Origin of the sequence: Phenylobacterium zucineum HLK1 (assembly GCF_000017265.1) — a bacterium.
Taxonomy (GTDB): domain Bacteria; phylum Pseudomonadota; class Alphaproteobacteria; order Caulobacterales; family Caulobacteraceae; genus Phenylobacterium; species Phenylobacterium zucineum.
This window is the reverse complement of record NC_011144.1, coordinates 271248-287165: the sequence shown is the minus strand read 5'-3', so window position 1 is coordinate 287165 and position 15918 is coordinate 271248. Positions and strand designations below refer to the sequence as shown.

The window sequence follows — 15918 nt, the reverse complement described above, 5'->3', positions numbered from 1 at the left end:
CGCGCGCCTCTGCCCGAAGGAGCCCGCCATGCCGCTCGATACAGCCCCGCAAAAGACGTTCCGCTGGGACGACCCGCTGGACCTGTCCTCGCGCCTCTCCGAGGAGGAGCGCATGGTGTGGGAGGCGGCCCGCCAGTACGCCCGCGAGAAGCTGTTGCCGCGGGTGGTTTCGGCCTACGCCGAAGAGCGGTTCGACCGCGAGATCATGACCGAGATGGGCGAGCTGGGCTTCCTCGGCCCGACGCTGCCCGAGGAGTACGGCTGCGCGGGCGTGAACCACGTGGCCTACGGCCTGATCGCCCGCGAGATCGAGGCGATCGATTCCGGCTACCGCTCGGCCATGAGCGTGCAGTCCTCGCTGGTCATGTACCCGATCTACGCCTTCGGCTCGGAAGACCAGAAGCGCAGGTTCCTGCCCGGCATGGCGGCGGGGACGATCGTCGGCTGCTTCGGCCTCACCGAGCCGGACGGCGGCTCCGATCCCGCCTCGATGCGCACCACCGCCCGAAAGGTCGACGGTGGGTATGTGCTGAACGGCGCGAAGATGTGGATCACCAACTCCCCGATCAGCGACGTGGCCCTCGTCTGGGCCAAGCTGGACGGCAAGATCCGCGGCTTCCTGGTCGAGCGGGGGACCGAGGGCTTCGAGACGCCCCAGATCAAGAACAAGCTGTCCCTGCGCGCCTCGGTGACCGGCGAGATCGCCCTCTCCGACGCCTTCGTCCCCGAGGACATGATGCTGCCGGGCGTCGAGGGCCTGCGCGGGCCGTTCTCGTGCCTGAACAAGGCGCGCTACGGCATCGCCTGGGGGGCCATGGGCGCCGCCGAGTTCTGCCTGCACGCCAGCCGCGACTACGTCTCCAGCCGCAGCCTGTTCGGCCGCACCCTGGCCTCGCGCCAGCTGGTGCAGAAGAAGCTGGCCGACATGCAGACCGAGATCGCCCTGGGCTTCGAGGGCGCCCTGGCGCTGGGCCGGCTGATCGACGAGGGCGCCTGGGTGCCCGAGGCCATCTCGATGCTGAAGCGCAACAACTGCGGCAAGGCGCTCGACATCGCCCGCGTCGCCCGCGACATGCACGGCGGCAACGGCATTTCGGGCGAGTACCACGTGATGCGCCACGCCTCGAACCTCGAGACGGTGAACACCTACGAGGGCGCCCATGACGTGCACGCGCTGATCCTGGGTCGGGCCATCACCGGCGAGAGCGCGTTCTAGCCCGGGCCAGGGCGGCCCGCGCAGATTGGCCGCAGGCCCTCCACAACTTTGCGTTTACCCCCACAGTGTAAGCGTGCCCCGCTTTCGTGGGGGAAACCTTGGATGGCCCGGAAGAGCGCGACACGCGCCGCCGACAGGGCTGAGATGGTCTCGTGGCTGTTCGAGCACAGCCGCGACCTCATGCACGTGGTCGGCCCCGACCGCTGCATCCGCCTCGTCAATCCCGCCTGGACCGAACTCACCGGCTGGCGCGAGGACGAGCTGATCGGCCGCCGCGCCATCGAGGTCTTCCACCCCGACGACCGGCCGCACATGCTGGCGCGCGTGGCCCAGTCGAAGGTGGGCGTGGTCTATGAATCCGAGGCCCGCGTCCTCCTGAAGGACGGCTCCTCGTGCTGGGTCGCCGCGCGGCGCCAGATGATGCCGGACGGCTCGCACATCGTGTCCATGCGGGACGCCACCGAGCAGCGCGCCCACCGCGACGAGATCGACAACGCCCGCCGCACCCGCAAGGCGCTGGGCGCCTCGGCCGGCATCGGCATCTGGACCTACGAGCCCGCGCTGGGGCGCATCTGGTGGTCGGACGAGATCGTCGCGATGGTCGGCTTCGACCCGCGCGAGAACGACACGCCCGAGGCCTTCCGCGCGATGATGCATCCGCGCGACCGCGCCCGGACCATGCAGGCCTTCGCCCGGGCGGTCGAGAACGGCGAGCCGCTGCAGCGCGAGCACCGCGTCTGGGCCCGCGGGCGCTGGATGGTGGTGCGCGTGACGGTCACCACCGAGCCGCGGCCGGGCGGGGTCTTCGCCCTGAAGGGCATCTCCGAGGACATCACCGAGCTGGCGGCCGCCCGCGACGCCGCGCGGCACGGCGAGCAGCAGGCCCGCAAGGCCCGCCGCGAGGCCCAGGTCAACGCCCGGCGCCTGAAGATGGCGCTCGAGGCCGCCGAGGCCGGGGTCTACGAGATCGACCACGTGGCCCGCACGTTCTGGGCCTCGCCCGAGTTCGAGCGGATCACCGGCCGGCGCGGCTCCAGCTACGAGGAGGCCGTCCACCTCAGCTATCCGGGCTTCCATCCCGAGGACCTGCCGCACGTGCGCGCCTCGTTCCGCGCCCTGCATCGCGGGGACAAGAAGTCGGGCGAATCCTTCGAGGCGCGCATCGTCCGGCCGGACGGCGCCGAGCGCTGGGTGCGCGTCTACCACCACCTCAAGGTCGGCCGGAACGGGCGCTGGCTGAAGGCCGTGGGCCTGGTGCAGGACTGCGACGCCCACAAGCGCCAGGAACTGGCCCTGAAGGAGGCCCAGCGCGCCGCCGAGGCGGCCGGCGAAGCCAAGGGCGCCTTCCTCGCCAACATGAGCCACGAGATCCGCACCCCGCTGAACGGGGTGATGGGCGTGCTGCATATCCTGAAGTCCGAGCAGCTCACCGACGAGGGCCGCAGCCTGCTGGACGAGGCGCTGTCGTGCGGCCAGATGCTGGCCGAGCTGCTGAACGACGTCATCGACTTCTCGAAGATCGAGGCCGGCCGGCTGGAGCTGGCCTGCGAGCCGGTGGACCCCAAGGCGCTGGTCGAGGGCGTCGCCCGCCTGCTGAAGCCCCAGGCCCAGGCCAAGGGCCTGCAGCTGATCGTCGACGCCGACGCGCGGATGGGCTGGGTGCGCTCGGACCCGGTGCGCCTGCGCCAGGCGCTGTTCAACCTGGTCGGCAATGCGGTGAAGTTCACCGAGAAGGGCCATGTGGTGATCCGCTGCCGCCTCGCCGACGCGGGCGTGCTGCGCTTCGAGGTCGAGGACACCGGCGTCGGCATCCCCGAGGCGGCGCAGGCGCGGCTGTTCCAGCGGTTCAACCAGGCCGACGCCTCCACGACCCGCAAGTTCGGCGGCTCGGGCCTGGGCCTGGCCATCACCAAGCGGTTGGCCGAGATGATGAACGGCCAGGTGGGCTTCACCTCGGCCGAGGGCCGCGGTTCGACCTTCTGGCTGGAGGTGGCGGCCGAGCCGGCCGAGGCGCAGGCGCCGGCGTGCGAGGCGCCGCACGCGGTGCTGGAGGGCCTGCGCGTCCTCGTGGTCGAGGACAACGCCACCAACCGGCTGATCGCCACCAAGCTGCTCGAGAACCTGGGGGCCTCGGTCGAGACCGCCGCCGACGGCTACCTGGGCGTGGAGGCGGCCGCCCGCGGCGGCTTCGACCTGATCCTGATGGACGTGCAGATGCCCGGCATCGACGGGCTGGAGGCCGCCCGCCGCATCCGCGCGCTGGGCGGGAACGTCGCCGCCATCCCGATCGTGGCCCTCACCGCCAACGTGCTCTCGCACCAGCGGCAGTCCTACCTGGAGGCCGGCATGGACGGGGTGGTCGGCAAGCCCATCTCCCCCGCCGCCCTGCTCTCCGAGATCGCCCGGCTGAGCGCCCCTGTCGAACCTGCGGTCGAAGCGGCGGACGACGCCGACACCGCCGCGGCCTGACCCCTCGCGCGCCGATCCGCCCCGACGCCTTCCACCCGTCGGCGAACCGGTGTTACAGCAGGCGCAACGACACCTTGGGGGGAGATGACGGGCATGGCGGACGCGACCGCTGAGCGGGCCGGCGCGCCGGCGAAGGAAACCTCGCTGCGGACGGTCGTCGCCGCCTCGTCGGCGGGCACGGCCTTCGAGTGGTACGACTTCTTCGTCTTCGGCAGCCTGGCCGGTGTCATCTCGCGCACCTTCTTCACCGGCCTGCCCGAGACGGCGGGCCTGGCCGCGGCCCTGGCCCTGTTCGGCGCGGGCTTCCTGTTCCGCCCCCTGGGAGCCCTGGTGTTCGGCCGGATCGGCGACAAGGCCGGCCGCAAGGGCGCGTTCCTGGCCACGGTGCTGCTGATGGGCGGGGCCACCTTCGCCATCGGCCTGCTGCCCTCGTACGAGCAGGCCGGCCTGATCGGCCCGGCCCTGTTGATCCTGATGCGCATCCTGCAGGGCTTCGCGCTGGGCGGCGAATACGGCGGGGCGGCGATCTACGTGGCCGAGCACGCGCCGCCGAACGGCCGCGGCTGGGCGACGAGCTGGGTGCAGACCTCGGCGGCGCTGGGCCTGTTCGGGGCCCTGCTGGTGATCCTGGCCACCCGCTTGATCCTGGGCGAATTCGTCGGCGCCGAGGCCTTCGACGCCTGGGGCTGGCGCATCCCCTTCCTGTTCTCGGCGGGCCTGCTGGCCATCTCGGTCTGGATGCGCCTGAAGCTCTCGGAGAGCCCGGCGTTCCAGAAGCTGAAGGACGAGGGCAACGTCCCGCACGCCCCGTTCGCCGAGGCGTTCGGCCGCTGGGACAACCTGAAGATCGTGCTCCTGGCCCTGTTCGCCATCATGTCGGCCCAGGGCGCGGTCTGGTACACGGCCTTCTTCTACGTCCAGACGTTCATGGAGCGGTTCCTGAAGGCGCCGCCCGAGACGATCACCGCCCTGATGCTCTCGGCCACCGCGATCAGCGCGGTGCTCTACGTCTTCTTCGGCTGGCTGTCGGACCGGGTCGGGCGCAAGCCGGTGATGCTGTTCGGCATGACGCTGATGCTGGCGGCCTACTTCCCCGGCTTCCACCTCCTGTCCAAGACCCTGAACCCGGCGCTCGCCGAAGCCGAGGCCACGACGCCGGTGGTGGTGATCGCCGACCCCGCCGACTGCTCTTTGCAGTTCGATCCCGTCGGCAAGGCCTCGTTCGCCTCGTCGTGCGACATCGCCAAGAACGCCCTGGCCAACGCCGGCGTCTCGTACCGCAACGAGGCGGGCCCCGCCGGCCAGCCGGCGATGGTGCGGGTGGGCATGGCGACCATCGTCTCGGCCGACGCGCGCGGGCTCGCGCCCGAGGCGACCAAGGCGGTGCGCGCCAGCGTCGAGGGCCGCATCCGGCAGGCCCTGGCCCGCGCCGGCTACCCTGAGAAGGCCGACCCCGCGCGGCTGAACTTCTGGGGCGCGCTGGGGGTGATGGCGGTGTTCGTGATCGCCGCGACCGCGCTCTACGGCCCCATGGCCGCCTGCCTGGTCGAGCTGTTCCCGACCCGCATCCGCTATACGGCCCTATCGCTGCCCTACCACATCGGCACCGGCTGGATCGGCGGCTTCGTCCCCTTCAGCGCCTTCGCAATCGTGACGGCGGTGGGCGACATCTACTCGGGCCTGTGGTTCCCCTTCGCCTTCACGGCGCTGTCGGTCGTGATCTGCTTCCTGTTCCTGAAGGAGACCAGGGGCCGGCCGCTGGACGCCTAGCCCCCTTCTCCCCCTTGCGGGGGAAGGATCACCGCTTCCCGTCCAGCTCGGCGAGGGTGGCGCTGGAGGGCGGCCGCTCGGCCTGCAGGCGCCGCGCGACCGCCTCGGCCTCGCGCATGACCCGCAGGACGTTGCCGCCGGCCAGCTTGCCGAGGTCGGCGTCGCTCCAGCCGCGGCGGGCGAGCTCGGCCAGCAGCACGGGAAACCGGTCCACGCCCTCCAGCCCCGCGGGCGTGTCCGGGATGCCGTCGAAGTCCGAGCCGATCCCCACGCAGTCCGCGCCGCAGACCCGCACGATATGCTCCACGTGGTCGGCGATCATGCCCACGGTCACCACCGGTCGCGGATGGGCCGCCTCCCAGGCCGCCAGGGCCGCGGCGGCGCGCTCGGGCTGGCCGATGTAGAGGCCGGCGAACGGCGGGGCGTTGTAGCGGGCCCGCTCGGCCGCCCGGTCGGCGCTCCACTTCACCATCTCGTCCGAGGCATAGAGGGTGGCGAAGTTGACCATCACCACGCCGCGGTTGGCCTTCAGCAGGGCCAGCACCTCGTCCGAGACGTTGCGCGGATGGTCGGCCACGGCGCGGGCGCCCGAGTGCGAGAAGATCACCGGCGCGGCCGAGACGCGCAGGGCGTCCTTCATGCCGGCCTCCGAGACGTGGCTCAGGTCCACCAGCATGCCCATGCGGTTCATCTCGCGGACCACCTCCTCGCCGAAGGGCGACAGGCCGTCGTGGCGCGGATTGTCGGTGGCCGAGTCGGCCCAGCGGGTCGCCCGCGAGTGGGTCAGGGTCATATAGCGCGCGCCGGCGTCGTACATCTGGCGCAGCGCCGGCAGGCTGTCGTTGATCTGGTGGCCGCCCTCGATTCCCACCAGCGAGGCGACCTTGCCCGCCTTGTGGATGCGCACGATGTCGGCCGCCGTGTAGGCCATCTCCAGGTCGGCCGGCCAGCGGGCGGCCATCTGCTTGACGATGTCGATCTGCTCGAGGGTCGTCTGCACCGCCTCGGGCCCGTCGAGGGTGGCCGGGATCCACACCGACCAGAACTGGCCGCCGACCCGGCCGGCCTTCAGGCGCGGGATGTCGGTCATCAGCGGCGGCTCGTCCGCCGGCTTCGGCAGGGCGGCGGTGTCCTTCGACAGGTCCGCGCGGTCCAGCTTGCTCTCGAACCGCTCGCGGACCGCCCAGGGCAGGTCGTTGTGGCCGTCGATCAGCGGCGTTCGGGCCAGCACCCGGTCCACGCGGGCGGCGATCTTCGGATCGATCTGCGGGGTCTGAGGCGACTGGGCCTGAGCGGGGGCGGCGACGGCGAGCAGCGCCAGGGCGGCGGCCGAGCAGAAGAGCTTCGTCATCCGCAAGGCTTCGCAAGCATGGCCGTGGCGGTCAACGGCGTGCTCAGCGGGCGATCGGCAGGATCTCGGTCTCGATCCCGGCCGCGTCCAGGGCGGCCTGCTCGGTTCGCCAGCCCGAGCCGACGATAAGGCGGGTGACCCGCCGCCCGTCGCGGGCCAGGTCGACCAGCGCTTCCGCCGGCTGGGGGGCCAGGCGCTCGGCGTCGCGGCGGGCCAGCGACAGCACGTCCGCGTGGACGCCCTCGTCGCAGACCAGCACGTCGGCGCCCGCCAGCGCCCGGGCCGCCCGCAGGGTGAGCAGGTCGGCGGGGCCGCGGGCGTCCACGTAGCGCACCGATCCGGGCAGGGGCGCGTCCTGGGCCAGGGCCTGGCGCAGCAGGTCGCGGGCCCGGTCCATGTCGCCCGCCAGGGCCGCCTCGGCGGCGGGGCCGGCGAGCGCGCCGCGCAGGAAGGCGCGCCGGCGGTGCGCCTCGGGCAGGGCGCCGCGCACCTCGTCCTGCATCTGGCGGAACAGGGCCGCGACCCGGCCGGCGCCTTCGGGCACCCGCGCCTCCAGGTCCTGCCGCAACAGGGTGGCCAGCATGGGCGAGGCCCCGCCGGTGCCGATGGCCGCCACCACCTCGCCGCGGTCGATCACCGCCGGGGTGGTGAAGTCGCAGAGCGCCGGGCGGTCCACGACGTTGACCGGTACGCCGGCCGCCCGGGCCGCCTCGGCCGCGGCGCGGGCGAAGCCGTCGTCCTCGGCCGCCACGAAGGCCAGCGCGGCGGCGGCGTAGGCCTTGGGGTCCAGCGCCTCGTCGGCGGCGAGCCGCACGACCGTGGCCGGCGAGCCCTCGAACAGCCGGGCCTTGGCCTCGGCGCCCTCGCCCTCGCCCGCGATCACCACCGTGCGGCCGGCGAGCGGGAAGAAGGCGGGGAAGGCGTCCATCCCCGAGGGCCTACTTCAGAGTCTTGAGGTAGTCGACGATCGCCGCGCGGCTCTCGTCGTCGGGCACCGAGATCATCATCTTGGTGCCGGGGGCGAAGGCCGTCGGGGCCTTCAGAAAGGCGTCGAGGTTGGCCGGGGTCCAGGTCCCCTCCTTGGCCTTCAGCGCCGGCGAATAGGCGAAGTCCTTCGAGGCGATCTTGGCCCCCGCCACGCCCGCGAGGCTCGGCCCCATCGGCCCGCCCGTGTGGCACATCTTGCACTGCATGTTGAACAGCTGCTGCCCGTCGGCGGCCGAGGCCGGGGCGGCGAGCGCGGCGGCGGCCAAGACGAGGGCCGGAAGGGCGAGGGCGGCGCGGGACATCGGGTCTCCTGAAATTCGTAAAGGCGGTACGGAATAGCGGCGGAGCCGGCGTTCCGCCAGAGCGATTCTCCGGAGGATCGCCCGGCGCTTCCGGGGGCCCGTCCGGATGTGACCGGCCCTCCCGCCCCGCGTCAATGCGGACGCGGCGCGCTCCTTCGTTGTCCCGCGGCGCGGATGAACGGCGGCTGACCGCGGATTCGCCCCTCGCCAGACGCGGCGTCAGCCTGTTCAGCTTGGGGGACGCCGATCCGGAGACCGCCCCCATGAGCTATCCGCTGCCGAACATCTCCACCGACCTGTCGGGCCAGACCGCCTTCGTGACGGGCGCCTCTTCGGGACTCGGGAACCGCTTCGCCCGGGTGTTGGCCGCCGCCGGGGCCAAGGTGGCGATCGCCGCCCGGCGCGCCGACCGCCTCGAAGCCCTGGCCGGCGAGATCCGCGCGGCCGGCGGCGAGGCCTTCCCCGTCGAGGTGGACGTGTCCGACGATGCGGCGCTGCCCGACGCCGTCGCCAGGGCGGAGGCGGCCCTCGGGCTCGTCACCATCCTCGTCAACAACGCCGGCATCCCCGACGCCCAGCGGGCCACCAAGATGCCGCCCGAGCTGATCAACCGCGTCCTGGACGTGAACGTGCGCGCGCCCTTCGTGCTGTCGTGCGAGGTCGCCCGCCGGCTGATGGCGGCCAAGCGGCCGGGGCGGGTCGTCAACATCGCCTCCATCGCGGCCTTCGACTATTCCGGCGGCGGGGCGGCGCTCTACTCGGTCAGCAAGGCCGCGGTGGTCCGGATGACCGAGGCGCTGGCGGTGGAGTGGTCGGGGTTCAATATCAACGTCAACGCCATCGCCCCGGGCGCCTTCGCCTCCGAGATGATGGACGGCATGCTGCAGCGGGTGGGCGACATCTCGCAGCACTTCCCGCGCAAGCGGATCGGCGATCCGGCCCAGCTCGACAGCACCCTGCTCTATCTCGTCTCGCCCGCGTCCGACGCGGTCACCGGAACCTGCATCAAGGTGGACGACGGCCAGGGCCGCCGCTGATCCGCCGCAACCCCAACGAGGAGGAAGACCCCATGAGCGCCTTCAAGGACGGCCTGCTGGCCGGCAAGACGGCCTTCGTCGCCGGCGGCACCAGCGGCATCAACCTGGGCATCGCCAAGCGCTTCGCCGAGCTGGGCGCCCGCGTGGCGGTGGCCGGCCGCGACCCGGACAAGGCCCGCCGGGCGGCGGAATCCATCGGGCCGGACGCCCTCGGCCTCTCGGCCGACGTGCGCGACTACGCGGCCATCCGCGCGGCCATGGAGCAGGTGACCGAGGCCTTCGGGGCCATGGACATCGTGGTCTCGGGCGCGGCCGGCAACTTCCTGGCGCCCGCCGCGGCGATGTCGGCCAACGCCTTCAAGACCGTGGTGGACATCGACCTGAACGGCACCTTCAACGTCTTCCGCGGCTGCTACGACCTCCTGAACAAGCCGGGCGCCTCGCTGATCGCCATCACCGCCGGCCAGGCGGTGAACGCCATGCCGCTGCAGATCCACGCCTGCGCCGCCAAGGCCGGGGTGAACCAGGTGGTGCGGGTGCTGGCCATGGAGTGGGGCCCCGAGGTGCGGGTCAACGGCATCTCCCCCGGCCCGATCGAGGACACCGAGGGCATGGCGCGGCTCGCGCCCGACCCCACCACCCGCGCCAGGCACCACGAGCGGATCCCCATGCGCCGCTGGGGCCGGATCGCCGAGGTGGCCGAGGCGGCGGTGTTCCTGTGCAGCCCGTCGGCCGAGTACGTCACCGGCACGATCCTGGACTGCGACGGCGGCTCGCAGCTGGGCGACGCCACCCGCCGCGACGTCGGCAAGGGCCTGGCCTAGGGGAGGCGGCGATGACGGCCTACGAGACCATCCAGATCGAGAAGCGCGGCCAGGTGGACTGGCTGACGCTGAACCGTCCCGAGGCGCTGAACGCCATCTCGCTGAAGATGGTGGACGAGCTCGGCGACTATTTCGGCGGCCTCTACAACGACCCCTCGACCCGGATCGTGGTCATGCGCGGGGCGGGCCGGGCGTTCTGCGCCGGGCTGGACATCAAGGAGGCGGACGCCGGCCAAAACGCCCCCTTCGGCGGCGGCTTCGGCTTCCAGGGACATCTGGCGGACGTCTACATCCGCATGCGCCGATGCCCGCAGCCGATCGTGGCCCTGGTGCAGGGGGCGGCCTGCGGCGGCGGCTTCGCCTTCGCCCTGGCCGCCGACATCCGCATCGCCGGCGAGAGCGCGCGGATGAACGCCGCCTTCATCCGCCTGGGCCTGTCGGCCTGCGACATGGGGGTCAGCTACTTCCTGCCGCGCCTGGTGGGGACCTCGGTCGCCGCCGAGCTGATGCTGACCGGCCGCTTCATCGGCGCCCAACGGGCGCTGGCGACCGGCCTCGTCTCGGAGGTCGTGCCCGACGATCGGCTGGAGGCCGCGGCCGAGCCCTATGTGGACGAAATGCTGACCACCTCGCCCATGGGCCTTCGGCTCACCAAGGAGGGGCTGAACCTGGCGGTGGACGCGCCCAGCCTGGAGGCGGCCATGGCCATCGAGAACCGCAACCAGGTGCTCTGCGCCCGCACCCGCGACTTCGCCGAGGGCCGGCGGGCGTTCATCGAGAAGCGCCGGCCGGTCTACACCGACAGCTGAAGCCTCAGCCGCGGCGGTCGATGGGGATCGTCGCGGCCTGAAGCTGCTCGGGACTGTCGGCGTCCGAGACGCCCACGTGGTGCTTGTAGACCAGCTCCCAGCCCTTCCAGCCGTTGAACAGCAGAAGGGCCACCACCGCGCCCGACAGCACCACGCCCGCGGGGGCGATGGCGGCGTCCGCCCCGCCGGTCGAGCGGAGGTAGAAGTTCACCGCCGCCAGGGCCACGGCGATCAGGTTGCCGATCATGTGCAGCCAGGCGTCGCGGATGCGGCGCACCCGCCGGTCGCCCATGAAGTCGGTGAAACCCAGCACGGCCGCCAGCAGCGCCATCGAGATGCCGGCCCCCAGCAGCCACATCGAGGCGGTCGCCCAGCCGGGCTCGCCGGTCGACAGATAGGCCAGGTCGGTCCCGAAGGCCGAGACCAGGAAGGCGATCGGGAAGGGGATGATCATCGGGTGCAGCGGATGCCCCGCCACCTTCGCCGTGCTGTTGGGGTTGTGATCCGTCATGTCCGTCCGCTCCCGGCGCGGCGGACGGAGCGCCCGCACGAACGCCGATTTTCGAACGTGCGCCGGAGCGTGGCAGTTCCGGTAAGGCCCGGATCAGGCCCGGATCAGGCGAGGTCGCGCCGGGCGTCGACGTCGAACAGCACGCCGTCGTCGGGGGACTCGACGAGGGCCAGGCGCTCGCCGAGCGCGTCCAGGATCGCCCGCGCGCCGACGTCCCCTCGCAACGCCAGCACCTGCGGGAACAGCGTCCGCGACAGCACCGCCGGATGGCCGCGGCGGCCGGCGAACACCGGGGCGGCGGCGGGCGCGCCCTGCAGCACCGCCTCGCAGAGCGGCTTCAGGATCGCGTGCGGCACGCGCGGCATGTCGCCCAGGAAGATGAAGCAGGCCTCGGTGTCGTCGGGCAGGCTGGCGATGCCGGCGCGCAGCGAGGCGGCCATGCCCTCCTCCCAGCCGTGGGCGTCGACGATCTGGACCGAGGGGTCGTGGGCCAGCGCCGCCTCGGCGATCTGGGAGCCGTCGGCGCCGGTCACCACGCTCACGCGCCGCACGGGCGCGGCGAAGGCCGCGGCCAGCGCGCCGTCCAGCAGCACGCCCCTGCCGTAGCTGGTCAGCAGCTTGCCGCCCCCGAACCGGGAGCCCGCACCCGCCGCCAGGACAACCGCCTCTGTCGCCACGACCGGTTCGCCTCTATCTTGGTCCGAGCCTATGACGCACACGCCTGACCTTTCGCCGCAAGGCCCCGCGCTCGTGGACGGCTTCGGCCGCGGGGTGACCTACCTGCGCCTGTCGGTGACCGACCGCTGCGACCTGCGGTGCGTCTACTGCATGGCCGAGCACATGACCTTCCTGCCGAAGGCGCAGGTGCTGACCCTGGAGGAGCTGGACCGCATCGCCTCGGCCTTCGTGGCCCTGGGCGTCAGGAAGCTGCGGCTCACCGGCGGCGAGCCCCTGGTTCGCAAGGGCGTGATGGAGCTGATCGAGGCCCTGTCGCGGCACCTGGCGTCCGGCGCGCTCTCCGAGCTGACCCTGACCACCAACGGCACCCAGCTCGCCGGGTTCGCCCCGCGCCTGGCGGCGGCCGGCGTGCGGCGGGTGAACGTCTCGCTGGACACCCTGAAGCCCGACCTCTTCCGTCGGCTCACCCGGGGGGGCGACCTTTCCAAGGTGCTGGCCGGGATCGAGGCGGCGCAGGCGGCGGGGCTGTCGGTGAAGATCAACGCCGTGGCCCTGAAGGACGACAACGCCGCCGAGCTGCCCGAGCTGATCGCCTGGGCCCACGGCCGCGGCTGCGACGTGACCCTCATCGAGACCATGCCGATGGGCGAGGTCGAGGCCGACCGCACCGACCAGTTCCTGTCGCTGAGGGACGTGCGGCGCGAGCTGGAGAGCTACTGGCGGCTGGAGGACCTGCCGCTCGACACCGGCGGCCCCGCCCGCTACGTCCGCGTCGCCGAGACCGGCGGGCGGCTGGGGTTCATCACCCCGCTCAGCCACAATTTCTGCGAGGGCTGCAATCGCGTGCGGCTGACCTGCACCGGGACCCTGCACACCTGCCTGGGGCAGGACGATTCCGCCGACCTGCGCGCGGTCCTGCGGGCCGGCGGCGGCGAGGCCGAGCTGATCGCGGCGATCCGTGGGGCGGTGGACGCCAAGCCCAGAGGCCACGACTTCCAGATCGCCCGCGCCGCGGCCCCGGCCGTCGCCCGGCACATGTCCACGACCGGGGGCTGAGCATGGCGCGCGTGCTGCTGTTCGGGCCCCTGCGCGACCTCGCCGGCTGGCGCGAGCGGACCCTGGACGCGGCCTCGCTGTCGGCCCTGAAGGCCCTGATCGCCGCCGAGGACGCCGACCTCGCCCGCGCCATCGACGCCCCCGGCGTGCAGGTGGCCCTCGACCAGGCGCTGGTGCGCGGCGATCCGGCCCTGGCGGCGGGGTCCGAGGTCGCCTTCCTGCCGCCGATGAGCGGCGGATGATCCGGCTGACCGACCAGCCCTTCGACCCCGGCGCCCTGCTCGGCGAGTTCAGCCGCGCGCGCACCGAGACCGGCGCGGTGGCCACCTTCACCGGCATCGCGCGGGCCGAGCAGGGCTCCACCGCCGTTCTGGAGCTGGAGGCCTATCCCGGCTTCACCGAAGCGCACATCGGCAAGATCGCCGAGGAGGCGAAGCGGCGCTTCGGGCTCCACGACCTCGCCATCCTGCACCGGGTGGGCAGGATCGCTCCGGGCGAGCCGATCGTCTTCGTCGCCACGGCGGCCGGCCACCGCCGGGCCGCCTTCGAGGCCTGCGACTTCCTGATGGACTACTTGAAGTCCAAGGCGCCGTTCTGGAAGAAGGAGCACGGCCCCGGCGGCGCCCGCTGGATCGAGCCCACCGCCCAGGACCACGCCGACCGCGCCCGCTGGGAAAAGGAGACCCCGCCATGAACGCCTTCACCCCCGGCGGCCGCATCGACGAGACCCGGCCCTTCAAGCCCGTGCGCATCGCCGTGCTGACCATCTCGGACACCCGCGACGAGGAGAGCGACACCTCGGGCCGCCTGCTCGCCGAGCGGGTGACCGGCGCGGGCCACGAGCTGGCCGGCAAGGGCATCGTCCGCGACGACGTCGAGGAGATCCGCCGCCAGATCCGCCAGTGGGTGGACGAGGGCGTGGAGGCCATCGTCACCACCGGCGGCACCGGCATCACCGGCCGGGACGTGACGCCCGAGGCGATCCGGCCGCTGTTCGACAAGGAGATCGACGGCTTCTCGGTGATCTTCCACCTGGTCAGCTACCAGTCGGTGGGGCTCTCGACCCTGCAGAGCCGCGCGCTGGCCGGCATCGTGAAGGGCTGCTTCGTCTTCTGCCTGCCGGGGTCGAACGGGGCGGTGAAGGACGGCTGGGACAAGGTGATCGCCGCCCAGCTCGACAGCCGCCACGGCCCCTGCAACATGGTCGAGCTCATGCCGAGGCTGATGGAGGCGTGAGCAGGCTCACCCATCTCGACGAGACCGGCCGGGCCCGGATGGTCGACGTCTCGGACAAGCCGGTCACCGCCCGCGAGGCTGTGGCGGAAGGTTTCGTGCGGATGAGCCCCGAGACGCTGGCGCTGGCTCTCTCGGGCGAGGGGAAGAAGGGCGACGTGCGCGCCGTGGCCGAGATCGCCGGCGTCATGGCGGCCAAGAAGACCTCCGACCTGATCCCCATGTGCCACCCGCTGCCGGTGACCAAGGCCGAGGTGCGGGTGGAGCCGGCCGAGGGCGGCCTTTCGGTCACCGCGCGAGTGAAGACCACGGGCCGGACCGGCGTCGAGATGGAGGCGCTCACCGCCGTCTCGGTGGCGTGCCTGACGCTCTACGACATGCTGAAGGCCGCCGAGAAGAGCATGGTCATCGAGGCCGTCCGCCTCACCGAGAAGACCGGCGGCAAGAGCGGGGACTGGAAGGCGTGAGGCTCCTGAGCGTCGACGAGGCCCGGGCGCGGATGCTGGCGCAGGCGCCGGCGCCGCGGGCCGAGACGGTTCCCCTCGCCGAAGCGATCGGCCGGGTGCTCGCCGAGGACGTCGCCGCCACCCGCGACCAGCCGCCGTTCCGGGCCTCGGCCATGGACGGCTATGCGGTGCGCAGCGCCGATACGCCCGGCGCGCTGAGGGTCGTCGGCGAGAGCGCCGCCGGCCGCGGCTTCGAGGGCGCCGGGGGTCCCGGCGAGGCGGTGCGGATCTTCACCGGCGCGGCCCTGCCCGACGGTTGCGACGCCGTGGTGATCCAGGAGGACGCCGTTCGCGAAGGCGAGGCCGTGACGGTCCCGGCGGCGAGCCCCGGGCGGCACGTGCGGCCGGCCGGCGGCGACTTCCGCGCCGGGCAGGCGCTGCTGGCGCAAGGGACCGTGATCGACCCCTGGCGGCTCTCGCTGGCCGCGGCGGCCGGCCGCGGCGAGCTGGCGGTCGCGCGGCGGCCGCGCGTGGCCCTGTTCTCGACCGGCGAGGAGATCGTCGAGCCGCCGGCCGCGCCTGGCCCCTTCCAGATCTACGATTCCGGCTCGCCCGCGCTGGCGGCGCTGATCCGCGGCTGGGGGGCCGAGGTCTCCCGCGCCCGGCCGGTGCGCGACGACCTGGAGGCCACGGTCGAGGCCCTGCGCGCGGCCGACGGCGAGCTGGTGGTCACCCTGGGCGGGGCCTCGGTGGGCGACCACGACCTGGTGCGCAAGGCCGGCGAGGCCCTGGGGCTGGAGCTGAAGGTGGCGAGCGTGGCGATCCGCCCCGGCAAGCCCACCTTCTTCGGGGTGCTGGGAGACGGGCGGCGGATGCTGGGCCTGCCCGGCAATCCGGCCTCGGCCTTCGTCTGCGCCGAGCTGTTCCTGAAGCCCTACCTGATGGCCTGCCTGGGCGCCCCGGCGGCCTTGCGGACGATCCCCGTCCGCCTGGCCGACGACCTGCCGGCCAATGGCCCACGCGAGCACTGGATGCGCGCCAGCCTCTCGTTCGAAGGCGGCGCCGTGACTGTGCGGCCCTTCCGGGATCAGGACTCCTCGCTGGTCAGCGTCTTCGCCGCCGCCGACGCGCTGCTGCGCCGCGCGCCGGACGCCCCGGCGCTGTCGGCCGGCGACCTGGCCGAGGCGCTGCCGCTGTCGCGGGCGTAGCGCAGGGCGGTGATCTCGCCG

At 72.8% G+C, this 15918-nt stretch carries 17 protein-coding genes; 12 read left to right on the top strand and 5 right to left on the bottom strand.

Translation table 11 applies throughout. The annotated features are described in order from the left end of the window. Positions 1–28: 28 nt before the first annotated feature. From PHZ_RS01595 to PHZ_RS01585, 3 genes are all read left to right on the top strand, one after another. A complete protein-coding gene (locus PHZ_RS01595) occupies positions 29–1216 on the top strand; it encodes an acyl-CoA dehydrogenase (protein ID WP_012520853.1) in 1188 nt (395 codons plus the stop codon). A 102-nt stretch (positions 1217–1318) separates the two neighbouring features. Beyond that, positions 1319–3685: a PAS domain-containing hybrid sensor histidine kinase/response regulator gene (locus PHZ_RS01590; protein ID WP_012520852.1), complete on the top strand. Its 2367-nt coding sequence runs from the start codon at positions 1319–1321 to the stop codon at positions 3683–3685. A gap of 93 nt (positions 3686–3778) precedes the next feature. Beyond that, a complete protein-coding gene (locus PHZ_RS01585) occupies positions 3779–5455 on the top strand; it encodes an MFS transporter (RefSeq protein ID WP_012520851.1) in 1677 nt (558 codons plus the stop codon). A gap of 28 nt (positions 5456–5483) precedes the next feature. Here the strand turns inward: PHZ_RS01585 and PHZ_RS01580 are convergent, their stop codons facing one another. From PHZ_RS01580 to PHZ_RS01570, 3 genes are read right to left on the bottom strand one after another with little or no spacing between them, the layout of a single operon-like run. Continuing rightward, a complete protein-coding gene (locus PHZ_RS01580; protein ID WP_041372970.1) occupies positions 5484–6806 on the bottom strand; it encodes a dipeptidase in 1323 nt (440 codons plus the stop codon). Positions 6807–6849: 43 nt separating this feature from the next. Further along, positions 6850–7734: a siroheme synthase gene (locus PHZ_RS01575; RefSeq protein WP_012520849.1), complete on the bottom strand. Its 885-nt coding sequence runs from the start codon at positions 7732–7734 to the stop codon at positions 6850–6852. A gap of 10 nt (positions 7735–7744) precedes the next feature. Continuing rightward, positions 7745–8095 (bottom strand): c-type cytochrome, encoded by a 351-nt coding sequence (locus PHZ_RS01570; protein WP_012520848.1) that lies wholly within the window; start codon positions 8093–8095, stop codon positions 7745–7747. Between the two features lie 263 nt (positions 8096–8358). Between PHZ_RS01570 and PHZ_RS01565 the strand changes: the two genes are divergently transcribed. From PHZ_RS01565 to PHZ_RS01555, 3 genes are read left to right on the top strand one after another with little or no spacing between them, the layout of a single operon-like run. Continuing rightward, on the top strand, positions 8359–9132 hold the full coding sequence (locus PHZ_RS01565; RefSeq protein ID WP_012520847.1) for an SDR family NAD(P)-dependent oxidoreductase: 774 nt from the start codon (positions 8359–8361) through the stop codon (positions 9130–9132). 32 nt (positions 9133–9164) lie between these two features. Beyond that, positions 9165–9956: an SDR family oxidoreductase gene (locus tag PHZ_RS01560; protein ID WP_012520846.1), complete on the top strand. Its 792-nt coding sequence runs from the start codon at positions 9165–9167 to the stop codon at positions 9954–9956. 11 nt (positions 9957–9967) lie between these two features. Beyond that, positions 9968–10765 (top strand): enoyl-CoA hydratase/isomerase family protein, encoded by a 798-nt coding sequence (locus tag PHZ_RS01555; protein WP_012520845.1) that lies wholly within the window; start codon positions 9968–9970, stop codon positions 10763–10765. A 4-nt stretch (positions 10766–10769) separates the two neighbouring features. Here the strand turns inward: PHZ_RS01555 and PHZ_RS01550 are convergent, their stop codons facing one another. Next, the gene (locus tag PHZ_RS01550) at positions 10770–11276 is read right to left on the bottom strand and encodes a DUF2231 domain-containing protein (RefSeq protein ID WP_012520844.1); all 507 of its coding nucleotides are present in this window, start codon (positions 11274–11276) and stop codon (positions 10770–10772) included. 104 nt (positions 11277–11380) lie between these two features. After that, positions 11381–11953 (bottom strand): nucleotidyltransferase family protein, encoded by a 573-nt coding sequence (locus PHZ_RS01545; RefSeq protein WP_012520843.1) that lies wholly within the window; start codon positions 11951–11953, stop codon positions 11381–11383. A gap of 31 nt (positions 11954–11984) precedes the next feature. On the opposite strand from PHZ_RS01545, the gene moaA reads away from it, so the two are divergent. The 6 genes from moaA to PHZ_RS01515 are packed head-to-tail and all read left to right on the top strand — an operon-like array spanning position 11985 to position 15897. Further along, the gene (moaA, locus tag PHZ_RS01540) at positions 11985–13010 is read left to right on the top strand and encodes a GTP 3',8-cyclase MoaA (RefSeq protein WP_012520842.1); all 1026 of its coding nucleotides are present in this window, start codon (positions 11985–11987) and stop codon (positions 13008–13010) included. A gap of 2 nt (positions 13011–13012) precedes the next feature. Next, a complete protein-coding gene (locus PHZ_RS01535) occupies positions 13013–13252 on the top strand; it encodes a MoaD/ThiS family protein (protein WP_041372967.1) in 240 nt (79 codons plus the stop codon). Further along, on the top strand, positions 13249–13704 hold the full coding sequence (locus tag PHZ_RS01530; RefSeq protein ID WP_012520840.1) for a molybdenum cofactor biosynthesis protein MoaE: 456 nt from the start codon (positions 13249–13251) through the stop codon (positions 13702–13704). The genes PHZ_RS01535 and PHZ_RS01530 overlap by 4 nt, the downstream gene beginning before the upstream one ends. Continuing rightward, complete coding sequence (gene moaB, locus PHZ_RS01525; protein ID WP_012520839.1) at positions 13701–14246, top strand: molybdenum cofactor biosynthesis protein B; 546 nt, start codon at positions 13701–13703, stop codon at positions 14244–14246. Before PHZ_RS01530 ends, moaB begins: the two co-directional genes overlap by 4 nt. Beyond that, on the top strand, positions 14243–14710 hold the full coding sequence (gene moaC / locus PHZ_RS01520; protein ID WP_041372966.1) for a cyclic pyranopterin monophosphate synthase MoaC: 468 nt from the start codon (positions 14243–14245) through the stop codon (positions 14708–14710). Before moaB ends, moaC begins: the two co-directional genes overlap by 4 nt. Next, positions 14707–15897: a molybdopterin molybdotransferase MoeA gene (locus tag PHZ_RS01515; RefSeq protein WP_012520837.1), complete on the top strand. Its 1191-nt coding sequence runs from the start codon at positions 14707–14709 to the stop codon at positions 15895–15897. Before moaC ends, PHZ_RS01515 begins: the two co-directional genes overlap by 4 nt. The last annotated feature ends 21 nt before the right edge of the window (positions 15898–15918 follow it).

What these genes read in the sequence shown, in the direction of transcription:
- PHZ_RS01595 (WP_012520853.1), top strand. Translation starts at nt 29, where the DNA reads ATGCCGCTCGATACAGCCCCGCAAAAGACGTTCCGCTGGGACGACCCG.
- PHZ_RS01590 (WP_012520852.1), top strand. Translation starts at nt 1,319, where the DNA reads ATGGCCCGGAAGAGCGCGACACGCGCCGCCGACAGGGCTGAGATGGTC.
- PHZ_RS01585 (WP_012520851.1), top strand. Translation starts at nt 3,779, where the DNA reads ATGGCGGACGCGACCGCTGAGCGGGCCGGCGCGCCGGCGAAGGAAACC.
- PHZ_RS01580 (WP_041372970.1), bottom strand. Translation starts at nt 6,806, where the DNA reads ATGACGAAGCTCTTCTGCTCGGCCGCCGCCCTGGCGCTGCTCGCCGTC.
- PHZ_RS01575 (WP_012520849.1), bottom strand. Translation starts at nt 7,734, where the DNA reads ATGGACGCCTTCCCCGCCTTCTTCCCGCTCGCCGGCCGCACGGTGGTG.
- PHZ_RS01570 (WP_012520848.1), bottom strand. Translation starts at nt 8,095, where the DNA reads ATGTCCCGCGCCGCCCTCGCCCTTCCGGCCCTCGTCTTGGCCGCCGCC.
- PHZ_RS01565 (WP_012520847.1), top strand. Translation starts at nt 8,359, where the DNA reads ATGAGCTATCCGCTGCCGAACATCTCCACCGACCTGTCGGGCCAGACC.
- PHZ_RS01560 (WP_012520846.1), top strand. Translation starts at nt 9,165, where the DNA reads ATGAGCGCCTTCAAGGACGGCCTGCTGGCCGGCAAGACGGCCTTCGTC.
- PHZ_RS01555 (WP_012520845.1), top strand. Translation starts at nt 9,968, where the DNA reads ATGACGGCCTACGAGACCATCCAGATCGAGAAGCGCGGCCAGGTGGAC.
- PHZ_RS01550 (WP_012520844.1), bottom strand. Translation starts at nt 11,276, where the DNA reads ATGACGGATCACAACCCCAACAGCACGGCGAAGGTGGCGGGGCATCCG.
- moaA (WP_012520842.1), top strand. Translation starts at nt 11,985, where the DNA reads ATGACGCACACGCCTGACCTTTCGCCGCAAGGCCCCGCGCTCGTGGAC.
- PHZ_RS01535 (WP_041372967.1), top strand. Translation starts at nt 13,013, where the DNA reads ATGGCGCGCGTGCTGCTGTTCGGGCCCCTGCGCGACCTCGCCGGCTGG.
- PHZ_RS01530 (WP_012520840.1), top strand. Translation starts at nt 13,249, where the DNA reads ATGATCCGGCTGACCGACCAGCCCTTCGACCCCGGCGCCCTGCTCGGC.
- moaB (WP_012520839.1), top strand. Translation starts at nt 13,701, where the DNA reads ATGAACGCCTTCACCCCCGGCGGCCGCATCGACGAGACCCGGCCCTTC.